General features: G+C 64.3%; 7 protein-coding genes. 4 read left to right on the top strand and 3 right to left on the bottom strand.

Annotated elements, in window-relative coordinates; all coding sequences use genetic code 11:
* Positions 1-5: 5 nt before the first annotated feature.
* On the bottom strand, positions 6-218 hold the full coding sequence (locus NKH93_RS28265) for a DUF1674 domain-containing protein (protein ID WP_352973687.1): 213 nt from the start codon (positions 216-218) through the stop codon (positions 6-8).
* 116 nt (positions 219-334) lie between these two features.
* Here NKH93_RS28265 and htpX point away from each other — a divergent pair, with 116 nt between their 5' ends.
* The 4 genes from htpX (at position 335) to purH (ending at position 6323) form a co-directional block, all read left to right on the top strand.
* Positions 335-1348 (top strand): zinc metalloprotease HtpX, encoded by a 1014-nt coding sequence (gene htpX / locus NKH93_RS28260; protein WP_352973686.1) that lies wholly within the window; start codon positions 335-337, stop codon positions 1346-1348.
* Positions 1339-2727 (top strand): RsmB/NOP family class I SAM-dependent RNA methyltransferase, encoded by a 1389-nt coding sequence (locus NKH93_RS28255; protein WP_352973685.1) that lies wholly within the window; start codon positions 1339-1341, stop codon positions 2725-2727. Before htpX ends, NKH93_RS28255 begins: the two co-directional genes overlap by 10 nt.
* A 146-nt stretch (positions 2728-2873) precedes the next feature.
* A complete protein-coding gene (locus NKH93_RS28250; RefSeq protein ID WP_352973684.1) occupies positions 2874-4622 on the top strand; it encodes a heparinase II/III family protein in 1749 nt (582 codons plus the stop codon).
* A gap of 84 nt (positions 4623-4706) precedes the next feature.
* Entirely contained in the window at positions 4707-6323 is a 1617-nt protein-coding gene (gene purH, locus NKH93_RS28245; RefSeq protein ID WP_352973683.1) for a bifunctional phosphoribosylaminoimidazolecarboxamide formyltransferase/IMP cyclohydrolase, read from the top strand.
* A 37-nt stretch (positions 6324-6360) separates the two neighbouring features.
* Here purH and NKH93_RS28240 read toward each other — a convergent pair whose 3' ends face one another.
* Positions 6361-7737 carry an MFS transporter gene (locus NKH93_RS28240; RefSeq protein ID WP_352973682.1) on the bottom strand — a complete coding sequence of 459 codons (1377 nt, stop codon included), beginning with the start codon at positions 7735-7737 and terminating at the stop codon, positions 6361-6363.
* Positions 7738-7926: 189 nt separating this feature from the next.
* The gene (locus NKH93_RS28235) at positions 7927-12747 is read right to left on the bottom strand and encodes an NAD-glutamate dehydrogenase (protein ID WP_352973681.1); all 4821 of its coding nucleotides are present in this window, start codon (positions 12745-12747) and stop codon (positions 7927-7929) included.
* Positions 12748-12850 lie beyond the last annotated feature (103 nt).

The raw sequence follows: 12850 nt of genomic DNA, 5'->3' as shown, positions 1-12850 counted from the left end.
TTGCGCTAAAAGTCGCTGGTCAGGCCCTTGACCTCCCAGTCGCCGTAGCGGCCGGGCTCCTTGCCGCCGCGCCCGCCGATCTCCCTCGGCAGCGTGGCTTCCTGCTCGCGATATTTCTCCCGCCGGACCTCGGCCTCGACCAAGGCTCGCCTGGCTGCCGGGGTCAGCGGCTTTTGCAGCGAGCCGATAGCATGCGTTTGGCTGATTTTGTCGATCATGCGATCTTCCGCTAGATTGAAACAGGCCCCGATTGAAACGGGAACCGCTGTTTCCCATCATATAGCGATGGGCCCACAAGGATCGACCCCTTTGTTGGGCCAGAACGGAGCAGACGATGAACACCCTTCGCACCGCCATGCTTTTGGCCGCAATGACGGCCCTGTTCATGGGCGTCGGCTATCTGGTCGGCGGATCCGGCGGCATGATGATCGCCTTGCTGATCGCCGCCGGCACTAATTTGTTCAGCTATTGGAACGCCGACAAGATGGTGCTGTCGATGCACCGTGCGATCGAAGTCGACGAACGCAACGCGCCTGAATATTACGCCATCGTGAAGGGTCTCGCGCAACGTGCCGGCCTGCCGATGCCGAGAACCTATCTCATCGACAATCCGCAGCCCAATGCCTTCGCCACCGGCCGCAATCCGCAAAATGCCGCTGTCGCCGCCAGCACCGGCCTGCTCGAGCGGCTATCGCATGAAGAAGTCGCGGCGGTGATGGCACACGAGCTCGCCCATGTGCAGCACCGCGATACGCTGACCATGACGATCGTCGCCACCTTTGCCGGCGCAATTTCGATGCTCGGCAATTTCGCCTTCTTTTTCGGCGGCAACCGCGACAACAACAATTCCTTCGGCATCGTCGGCGTGCTGGTGGCAATGATCGTCGCGCCTTTGGCCGCCATGATCGTGCAGATGGCGGTGAGCCGCACCCGCGAATATGAGGCCGACCGGCGCGGTGCCGAAATCTGTGGACACCCGCTGTGGCTCGCCTCGGCGCTTGACAAGATCGCGCGGGGCGCCGAACGCATCCGCAACCCGGATGCCGAGCGCAATCCGGCAACCGCCCATCTCTTCATCATCAATCCTCTTTCCGGCGAGCGTATGGACAGTTTGTTTTCCACTCACCCGAGCACAGAAAACCGCATCGCCGCGTTGCAGAGGATGGCGAGCGAAATGGCCGGCGCACCCGAAGCGGCCGCGACGCCAAGGCCGGCGCCGGAAGCGACCGGGCAGCCGTCTGGTCCGTGGGACAGGGCCGCGCGGCCCGAGAGGCCGGCTGAGCCGGCCAAGCCGAGACCCAATCCCTGGGGACGCAATCCGACCGGCCCCAAAGGTCCGTGGTCGTGAGTTCAGCGAAGCGCCGGCACGGAATTTCAGGCGATCGTGAACACAATTCGAGCGGCGAGGCCGTAGCCGGTCTCGCCGTGCGCAAGGCAGCCGCGCGGCTGCTTGCCGCCGTCATCGACGCGAGGACGCCGCTCGACGGGCTGACCGACCATGAGAACGGTCATCCACAATACAAGGCGCTCGACCTGCGCGACCGCGCTTTGGTGCGCGCCATTTTGGTCACCGCCCTGCGCTACCGCATGACCATATCAGGCCTTTTGGCCCGTCGCCTGGAAAAGCCGCTACCGCCCAACGCCACGGCGCTTTCGCACATTTTGCATGTGGCGGCAGCGCAGATCCTGTTCCTCGATGTTCCCGACAGCGCCGCCGTCGACCTCGCCGTGACACACGCCAAGTCCGATCCGCGCACGGCGCGCTTTTCCGGCCTCGTCAACGGCGTGCTGCGCACGCTGGCGCGGGCCAAGCAGGACGAGCTCGCCGCAGCACTTGCCGTTACCGACGAGGCGCCAAAATGGTTTTCCGACCGTTTGAAAACAGTCTACGGCCTCGACAAGGCCAGGCAGATACTGCTCGCCCATCGCCATGAGGCACCGGTCGACTTCTCGGTCAAGTCGGACCCGGCGCTGTGGGCCGAACGGCTCGGCGGCTTTGTCCTGCCGACCGGCACGGTGCGGGTGGAAAAGCTCAGCGCTTCCGTGACCGAACTGCCCGGCTTTGGGGAAGGCGCCTGGTGGGTTCAGGATGCAGCGGCCAGCCTGCCGGCCCGGCTGTTCGGCGACATCAATGGTTTGCGAATCGCCGACCTCTGTGCCGCGCCGGGCGGCAAGACCGCCCAGCTGATCCTCGCCGACGCCCACGTCACCGCGCTCGACATGTCCAAAACGCGGCTGGCACGGCTGACGCAGAACCTCGAACGGCTCGGTCTGGCCGCCGAGATCGTCCAGGCCGATCTGCTCAAATACGAGCCGAAGGACCTCTTCGATGCGGTCCTCCTCGACGCACCTTGCTCTTCGACCGGCACGGTGCGGCGGCATCCCGACGTCCCCTGGACGAAGACGGCGGCCGACGTCGAAAAACTGGCCGACCTGCAACGCCGGCTGCTTGCCCGCGCCGTCACCCTGGTCAAGCCTGGTGGACGCATCGTCTTTTCCAACTGTTCGCTCGATCCGCTGGAAGGCGAAGAGCTTTATCGCGACTTTCTCGCCGGCAATGCGGAGATTGTCGACGACCCGCTTCGGCCGGGTGAGATCGCCGGCATCGACCCGTTTCTGACGCCGCAAGGCACGTTGCGCACCACGCCTGCCGATCTGGAGCTAGGCTCGCCGGGCCGCTCCGGGCTGGACGGCTTCTTCGCCGCCCGCATGCGCAGAGCCGGCTAAGGGCCGATCTTGAAGCGCCGTCCGGCTTCTTGGGGCGAGGAGGCATGGAAAACAGGCTGAACGGCCCCACTGCCGCGGAATTCGCCTTCGCACAAGTTCTTGAATCATATAAACTTGTGCCTGGGTGAGGACGATCAGGAGGGGTTTTGGCAATCGCTGCCGGTAACACGACGCGTCTGTGGACGCTTGTCGCGAGGGAGTTCTGGCGCAAGACGCGCCGGCGCTTGCGCGCCGGGCCACTCTATCGCTGGCGCTACTCAGGCCGCACGCCGGAGCGCGTCCTGATCGCCCCACCGGACCTGCGGCTCGCCGATCCTCAGATCGCGCTCGAGATCTATTACGGCCGCTATCCGCTTTCGGGGCATCTGGTCGAGACCGGCGGCAAATCGCCCTTCCAGATCGACGTGCCCAATCCCGGCTGGCAAAAAACGCTGCATGGCTTTCGCTGGCTGCGGCATATGCGTGCCGCCGGCACCGAGCTAGCCGCCGCCAACGCGCGGGCGTTGGTTTCCGACTGGATTGCAATCCATGGCAGCCATATTTCCGGCGTCGCCTGGGAGCCCGGCACGACGGCCAAGCGTGTCATTGCCTGGCTGCAGCATTCCTCGATCGTGTTGCAGGGCGCCGAATTTCCGTTCTACCGCGCGTTCTTGAAATCGCTCGCCGTCCAGATCCGTTATCTGCGCGCCATGGTGCGCGAGATGCCGGACGGCAAGGACCGGCTGCGCGCCCGCATTGCGCTGGCCTTTGCCGCTTTGTCGCTGCCGGCGCCGGCCTCGGCGCTACGCGGTGCTACCCGCAATCTCGCCGAGGAGCTCGACCGCCAGATCCTGCCTGACGGCGGCCATATCTCGCGCAATCCGATGGCCGTGCTTGAAATCCTCGCCGACCTTCTGCCGTTGCGCCAGACATACGCCAATCAGGCCGAGACACCGCCGGCCGCCCTGATCGGCGCCATCGACCGGATGCTGCCGGCATTGCGCTTCTTTCGCCATCAGGACGGCAGCCTTGCCCGCTTCAACGGCATGGGCGCCACCATTCACGACCGTATCGCCAGCATCCTGCATCACGACGACACCGCCGGCGCACCGTTGCTGCACGCGCCGCATTCGGGTTATGAGCGCCTGTCGATGGGCGGTGTCACTGTGATCGCCGATACCGGCCCGCCGCCCCCTGTCGACGTATCCAATGTCGCTCACGCCGGATGCCTCGCCTTCGAATTGTCGTCGGGCCGCCAGCACTATATCGTCAACGCCGGAATAGACACTTATGGCGCCGCCGAGTTCCGGCCGCTTGCCCGCGCCACCGCCGCCCACTCGACCGCCACCATCAACGACACGTCGTCGGCGCGCTTCAATCACTCCTTGCGCGTCAACGACCTGCTCGGCACGCCTTTGATCGGCGGGCCGCAGCATGTGCCTTGCAAGCGCACCGACCAGAAGGGCAGCCAGGGCTTCATCGCCCGCCATGACGGCTATGCAGCGCGCTTCGGCTTCCTGCATGAGCGCGAGCTGAAATTATCGACCGAAGGCAATGTGTTTGCCGGCAGGGACCGTTTCCTGCGCCCGGGCGGCGCTTCTATCCGCAACAATGGCCGTGACTTCGTCACGGTGCGTTTCCATGTCCATCCCGATATTAGCCTGCTCCAGGATGAGCATGACCGTCTGGTGCTGGCCGCCGACCATGCCGACACCTGGGTGTTTACCTCTACCGAAGTGGTGCCCGAGGTCGAGGAATCGATCTATTTCGCAGGGCTTGGCGGCCCGCGCCGCAGCCGCCAGATCGTGCTTGCGTTCAAGGCCTCGGAAATTTCGGAGGTCCACTGGCAATTGACGCGCACCATCATCGCCGGCCGTCCGGAAAAAGCTGAAGCCGGTGGCAACGGCAGACACTGATCAAGTCTTGCGGCTTGATTTCCGGGCCTCATATGCTACGGCCCGCGGACGCTCTCCAACCAGAACTGGAAAGGCCGCCAGCCCATGGCCGTCGCCGCCAAGAACATTCCCGCGCCCGACCTTGTACCCATCCGTCGCGCGCTCCTTTCCGTCTTTGATAAGACCGGCCTGATCGATTTCGCCAGGGCGCTGGCTTCGGCCGGCGTCGAGCTAGTCTCGACCGGCGGCACCGCAAGGGCGCTTGCCGAGGCAGGCATGGCGGTGCGCGACGTGTCCGAGCTCACCGGCTTTCCCGAGATCATGGACGGCCGCGTCAAGACGCTGCACCCGTCGGTGCATGGCGCACTGCTTGGCGTGCGCGACGATCCCGAGCACGCCGCAGCGATGCGCGACCACGGCATCGAGCCGATCGATCTCGTCGTCTCCAATCTCTATCCGTTCGAAGAGGTGCGTCGCTCCGGCGCCGACTACGCGGCGATCGTCGAGAACATCGACATCGGCGGCCCGGCGATGATCCGTGCCTCGGCCAAGAACCACGCCTATGTCGGCATCGTTACCGATCCCGATGACTATGCCTCGGTGCTCAACGCGCTGGAGATGAATTTCGGGTCGTTGTCGCTGGATTTCCGCAAAAAGCTGGCAGCCAAGGCCTTTGCCCGCACCGCCACCTACGATGCGGCGATCTCGGGATGGTTCGCCGAGGCGCTTGAGATCGAGCATCCGACATGGCGCGCCTTCGGCGGCAAGCTGCAGTCGGTGATGCGCTATGGCGAAAACCCGCATCAGGGCGCCGGCTTCTATGTCAACGGCGACAGGCGGCCGGGCGTCGCCACGGCGCGCCAGCTTCAGGGCAAGCAGCTTTCCTACAACAACATCAACGACACCGACGCTGCCTTCGAGCTGGTCGGCGAGTTCGACCCGTCGCGCTCCGCAGCAATTGCCATCATCAAGCACGCCAACCCGTGCGGCGTCGCTGAGGACGCTTCGCTGCAGGCGGCCTATGCCAAGGCGCTGGCCTGCGATCCGGTCTCGGCCTTCGGCGGCATCGTCGCCATGAACCGCATCCTCGATGCCGGAACCGCCGAAGAGATCGTCAAGACCTTTACCGAAGTGATCATCGCACCGGAGGCGTCCGAAGAAGCAGTCCGCATCATTGCCGCCAAGAAGAACCTACGCCTGCTGGTCACCGGCGGCCTGCCCGACCCGCGCGCGGCGGGCCTTGGCTTGAAATCGGTTGCTGGCGGTTTGCTGGTCCAGGGCCGCGACAACGCGGTGGTGGATGACCTCGAGCTGAAAGTGGTGACCAGGCGCGTTCCGACGCCGGCCGAATTGGCCGATCTGAAATTCGCTTTTCGCGTGGCAAAGCACGTCAAGTCGAACGCCATCGTCTATGCCAGGGATGGCGCTACAGTCGGCATCGGCGCCGGCCAGATGAGCCGGGTCGATTCCTCGCGCATCGCGGCGCGCAAGGCGCTCGACGCGGCCGAAGCTGCCGGCCTGACGGAGCCTTTGACCAGGGGCTCGGTCGTCGCCTCGGATGCCTTTTTCCCGTTCGCTGATGGGCTTTTGTCGGCAATCGAAGCCGGCGCCACAGCCGTCATCCAGCCCGGCGGCTCGATGCGCGACGACGATGTCATCGCCGCCGCCGACGCTCACGGCATTGCCATGGTCTTCACCGGAGTGAGGCATTTCCGGCATTGAACGCGTTACCCCCGCTGCGGGAGAAGGCAAGAGCAGCTCACTCCGCCGGCCGATCCGCCGGATAGGGCGTGCCGATCAGGATCGCCATGCCGGCGCCAAGGAACAGCACGATCGCCGCCATGCCGAGCCGCGCCGAGCCGCTGGCCAGGGTGATCGTGGCCACCATGAAGGGTGCGGCAAAACTGGTTGCCCGGCCGGCCAGCGCATAGATGCCGAAATAGCGGCCCGATTCGGCAGCGGAGACGCTGCGCGCCATGTAGGAGCGCGACGATGCCTGCACCGGCCCGAAAGCAAGCCCGATCAGCAGGCCGTAGAAAATGTAGGCTTTTTCCGCCGCCGTGCCGAACAATCCGCCGCCGTCCAGTCCGGGCATCACCCAGGCGCCGAACAGCGTATAGCCCGGGCCGGTCGAGACGATGCCGAGCGTAGCGATGCTTAGCATGACCAGCGAAATCATCACTATGGTCTTGGAACCCAGTGCTGTGTCGAGGCGTGCGGCAACCAGGCAGCCGACGATGGCAACGACGTTGAGGATGATGCCGAACAGGCCGATCTCGGTAATCGACCAATGGAACATTGCCGCCGCAAACGTTCCGCCCAGCGCCAGCAGTGCATTGACGCCGTCCTGATAGATCATGCGGGCGACGAGAAAGCGAAAAATGCCGCTGCGCTTGCGCACTTCGGCCAGCGTCGACTTCAGTTCCGACAGGCCTTCGCGCACCGCCGGCCCGATTGGAATGCCTTTGATCGCATCAGGCGTGAAGAAGAACATCGGCAGGATGAACAGGAAATACCAGGCCGCCGACAACGGCCCGGTAGCGCGCGCGTCCTCGCCGAGCCTGGGGTCGAGGCCGAAGATCGGGTCGAGCCCAACGACGGTCTTGCCGGTTTCAGGCGAGCCGGCCATGACGGTAACGACGAAGATCAGTGCGATCATGCCGCCGAGATAGCCGAGTCCCCGGGCCATGTTCGAGATCCTGCCGATGTCGCTCTTCGGCACCAGGCGGGGCATCATCGAATCATTGAACACAGTCGAGAATTCCGCCGCGACCGACGCCAGCGAGAACAACGCCACGACCAGAAAAAGATTAGAGCCGGGCGCGGCGAACCACAGCAGGGTGAGGCAGGTGATTTTAACCGCGGCGAAGAAGGCTATCCACGGTTTGCGTGGTCCGGTCTGATCGGCGATCGAGCCGAGGACCGGCGACAAAACGGCAATGACGAGGCCGGCGGCGGCAATGCCGTAGCCCCAGGCCGCTTGCCCGGTCTCTGGATTGCTGGCCATGCGCGAGACGAAATAAGGACCGAAGATGAAGGTGGTAACGACCGTGAAAAACGGCTGTGCCGCCCAGTCGAACAGCATCCATCCCCAGATGCCGCGTCCCGATGCCCGCTGCACTGCCATCTCAGCCATGTCCCCTCCGCTGGAGCTTGCTTCATGCCGATCGAATCGGAATGATGCTCCGTCTTGTTGTTGAGCACGATCTTGTCCAAAAGCCGATCGTCACTTTTTGGGATCATGCTCCGGCGCCCCCCAACGCAGGGCGCTGTTCGCTCTATGGCGTAGTTCTTCCCGGCAATCCCGCGCGATGTGGAAGACGTCTCACAGCCCTGTCAGATCGCTCATCAGGCCGGACGCCACCGACAGCCGCGACACGGTGATGTCGCCGCCCTCGGTCAGAGCCTGCAGCCGCTCGCGGATGCGTCCGACCCGTTCGCCGCCCGCCTCCAACCATGCTGTCACCGGATCCGCCGCCTCGGCATGACTGGTGAGTGCCGCCACCGCGATGCCGCGCCTGGCGGCGCCGATCGTGTCGGTGGCGCGCGAAAGCGCCAGTTGATCGTAATAATCCGAGGGCGTGATCGAGCGCGCCGCATCTTCGACGCGCGGTATGCGGAAGACATCGCTGACTGCAAAAAACGCCTTGGCGGCAGCGACGATGCCGGCATTTGCCGTCCGCGCCGTCAGCGCAATGTCGGGGATGAGTTCCGCCACATCGGGCAACGCCAGTTGCTCGGCCAGGCTCTCGGGCGCGCCGCCCTTCGACAGGCTGTGCCGCCGCTCCTCGATCCGCTCGCGCGAGAAGGCCGGCAACAGCGCAACGAGCTTCGGCTCCAGCGCCTTGCGCGCATCCTGCAACTCGGTGATCCGCTGCCCGAGTGGTGCGGTGCCGGCATCGTTCTTCAGGTACCAGCCGCTGGTCACATAGATCAGCCGGCTGACCGCCTGATAGAGGTCGAGCTGGATCTGTCCGTCGATCCGGTTGTCGAGCGCGTCGATCTGGCGATACAGCGCCGGCAGCGCAAAGCCATCCCGCACCACGGCGAAGGTGCGCACGACATCGGCGGCACTGCGCCCGGTCGCTTCCTGCAGCCTGTTGACGAAGGACGGGCCGCCGCGATTGACCAGGTCATTGGCGACGGCACGGGCGATGATCTCGCGGCGCAGGCGATGGCCGTGGATTTCCGCCGCATATTTCTTTGCCATGCGGTCGGGAAAATAACCCATCAGGTCGTGGTCGAAATGCGGATCGTCCGGCACCTCGCTGGCGACGATATCGGAAAACAGCACGATCTTGGCATAGGCAAGCAGCACGCCGAGCTCGGCCCGGGTGAGCGGCTCGCCGCGCGCTTCGCGCTCGGAAAGAGCCGTCGGCGACGGCAGCGTCTCGACGGCACGGTCGAGCAGCCCGCGCGCCTCGAGCGCCTCCATGAAGCGGCTCTGATGGGCAATGTCGGCAAGGCCGCGCTTGCGAGCAAGGGACAGCGCCAGCGTCTGCTGGTAATTGTTGGACAGCACCAGGGCGCTGACCTCGTCGGTCATCTCGGCCAGCAATTTGTTGCGCGACGGCCGCGTCAGCGAACCCTTCCGCATGGCGGAAGCCAGCGCGATCTTGATGTTGACCTCGACGTCTGAGCAGTTCACGCCGCCCGAATTGTCGATCGCATCTGAGTTGCAGCGGCCGCCATTCAATCCGAATTCGATGCGCGCCCGCTGTGTGACGCCGAGATTGGCGCCTTCACCGATGACCTTGGCACGCAGGTCGAGTGCGGTGATGCGGATCGCGTCATTGGCACGGTCGCCGACGTCCTGGTTGGTCTCGCCCGATGCCCTGACATAGGTGCCGATGCCGCCGAACCACAAAAGATCTGCCGGCGCCTTGAGGATGGCACTCATGATCTCGACCGGCGTGGCCGTTGTCTTGCCGAGGCCGATAGCTGCAGCCGCGGCGGCCGGCAAGGTGATCGACTTCTGGCTGCGCGAGACGATGATGCCGCCTTCGGACAGCTTCGTCTTGTCGTAATCCTGCCAGCTTGAGCGAGCGAGAGCGAACATACGCCGGCGCTCGGCCATCGAAGCGGCCATGTCGGGATCGGGATCGATGAAGATGTCGCGATGATCGAAGGCGGCGATCAGCCGGGTCTGCTCCGACAGCAGCATGCCGTTGCCGAACACGTCGCCCGACATGTCGCCAACGCCGACGACGGTGAACGGCGTGGTTTGGATGTCGCGGTTCATCTCGCGGAAATGCCGCTTGACCGCTTCCCAGGCGCCCTTGGCGGTGATGCCCATCTTCTTGTGGTCGTAGCCGGCCGAACCGCCGCTGGCGAAAGCGTCGTCGAGCCAGAAGCCGTGCCTTTCGCTGATGGCGTTGGCGATGTCCGAGAAGGTCGCCGTGCCCTTGTCCGCGGCGACGACGAAATACGGATCATCCTGATCGCGCCGCACGACGCCGGCTGGCGGGATGACGCCATCCAGCCCGATATTGTCGGTGATCGACAACAGGCTGGAAACGTAATTCTTGTAGGCGGCCGTGCCGGCCTCGAAAATTGCGTCGCGCCCGGCGCTCATCGGCAGCTTTTTCGGGTAGAAGCCGCCCTTGGCGCCAACCGGCACGATCACCGCATTCTTGACCTGCTGTGCCTTGACCAGGCCGAGCACCTCGGTGCGATAGTCCTGCGCACGGTCCGACCAGCGCAGGCCGCCGCGCGCGACCGGGCCGAAGCGCAGATGCACACCCTCGACCTCGGAGCCGTAGACGAAAATCTCCCGCCATGGCCGCGGCGCCGGCAGCCCGTCGACCGATTGCGAATCGAGCTTGATCGCCAGCGATTGGCCTTTCTGTTTCGTATCGGCAACGAAATGATTGGTGCGCAGCGAGGCTTCGATCAGGTTCAGATAACGGCGGATGATGGTGTCGTCGTCAATGTTGGGAACGTCTTCCAGCGCATCCGTGATCTTGGCTTTCAGATGTTTGGCCTGAACGACGCCTTCCGTCTCGGCCGTCGCGCCGAGGCGGGCGACAAACAGCGCATGCAGGTCGCGGGCGATCTCGGGATAACGGTTGAGCGCGGCGGCGATGAAATCCTGGCTCTGCGGGATGCCGGCCTGCTGGAGATAGCGGCCATAGGCGCGCAGGACGGTGATCTCGCCCGACCACAGGCCGGCGGTCTGGGCAAGGCCGTTATAGCCGTCATTGTCGACATCACCGCGCCAGACGGAAAGGAACGCATCCTCGAACAGCGCGCCGCCATTGCCGAGGTCGATCGGCCTGCCGTAGCTGTTCTCGAGTTCCATGTCGTGGATGAAGACCATGCCGGGCTGATCACTATTGATCGTGCCGGATTGATTGTCGCCGACCTCGAAAGTGCGCTCGCTGATGACGCGGAAACCAATGTTTTCCAGCACGGGCACGCGCCGCGACAGCGCCACCGGGCTGCCATGGTGATAGATCTTCAGTGCCGCCTGATGCGGCTTCTGGTCGGCGTGACGGTAATAGTCGATGGCGATCGGATTTGACGCATCGAGCTTGGCGATGCGCCCGGCATCGGCCAGCGCCACGCCCGGCCGAAAACTGTCGCGATAGCTTTCCGAAAAACGCGAGGCGATGGCCGTGAGTCTCGCATCGGCGCCGGTCTCGGTCGCGGTCTCGCGCAGGGCATCGTCCCAAGTCCGTACGATGTCGCGGATCGCCGCCTCGATCGTTGCCTGCTCGACCTTCGGCGTCTTGCCGCCGGAGCGGCCGATGATGAAATGGACGCGCGCCAGCCCGCCTTCCGGGAAGGCCGGGTAATAGGCGGACAGCCGGCCTTCGAAGACGGTCTTCAGATAGGTGCCGATCTTCTCGCGCACGACGCTGTCGTAGCGGTCGCGCGGCACGAAGACGAGCACGGAGACGAAGCGGTCGAACTGGTCGACACGCACCAATGCCCTGACGCGCGGCCGCTCGATCAAGCCCAGTATGGCTTCGGCATGCTTGCGCAGGATCGGCACCGGAACCTGGAACAGCTCGTCGCGCGGATAGCTCTCCAGCACGTTGATCAATGCCTTGCCGGAATGGTCGCTTGGATTGAAGCCGGATTTGGCGATGACGGTTTCCGCCTTCGAGCGCAGATAGGGGATTTTCATCACCGAGCGCGTATAGGCAGTCGAGGTGAACAGGCCGACGATACGGAGCTCGCCTGAAAGCACGCCTTTGCCGGTGTAGGTCTTGACGCCGATGTAGTCGAGGTAGATGCGGCGGTGCACCGACGACTTGGCGTTGGCCTTGGTGACGATCAGCGGTTCCGGCCCATGCAGGAAGGCGCGGATTTCCGGCGTCGTGCTCACCGCTTCGGTGCCGCGTCTGAGCACCAGCACGTCGGGATCGGAAAGGATGCCGAGGCCGGGCTTTTCGGCGCGCTCGAGCATGCCGCTCGTCTCGCCGCCGGTATAGTTGAATTCGCGCATGCCGAGAAAGGTGAAGTTGTCGTCGCGCAGCCATTCGAGGAAGGCGATCGCCTCGGTGACATGGGCCTTGTCGAGCGGCACTGGCGAGTAGCGGAATTCCGAGATCGCCTGGTCGAGGCGGGCAAGCATCGGCTTCCAGTCGGTGACGGCGGCTCGCACCTGGCCGAGCAGTTTCGTCAGGCGTGCGGCCAGGCCTTCGGCCTGCTCGGCCGAAAGGCGGCCGATATGGACATGGATGACGCTCAGTCGGTCATGGCTGTGGTCGCCCTTGGCATAACCGCCATCGCCGAGGATTTCCTCGACGCCGTTCTTGCCGTGCCTGACGACTATGACTGGATGGGTAACCAGCAGCGGCTCGCCGGCGCTTTCTGTAATCTCGCCGAGGACGGAATCGAACAGGAACGGCATGTTGTCGTTGACGACAGTGATCACCGTCATCGGCCGGCCCTGGCGGACGACACCGGAATCGACGTCTATGGCAACGACGCAGTCGTCCTTCTTGTGCCTGGCCACTGCGCGGCCGGCGAGTTCGGCAGCGCGTTCGAGATCGATGACGTCGTAGGCGGCGACATCTTCGGCCGGAGCTCGGGCCAGCAGGTAGTCGGCAAGCCTGCCGGGCTTTTCACCACCCGCGGCTTCACCCCTCGTCAGTCCGGCTTTTTTCAACCGGCTCGCTGACTTTACGCTGGCCATGAGTCCCTCCCGTCACATGTTTTTGCGGCTATGCTAACAGATGACGGGTATTTGGCGACAAAGGTTTGACGGCTTGCGACGAAATGTCGGAATTCACCGGCAG

The organism is Mesorhizobium sp. M0954, assembly GCF_040319155.1.
Taxonomy (GTDB): Bacteria; Pseudomonadota; Alphaproteobacteria; order Rhizobiales; family Rhizobiaceae; genus Mesorhizobium.
Note: the sequence above shows the minus strand (reverse complement) of the source record. Positions and strands in the feature narration are given on the sequence as shown.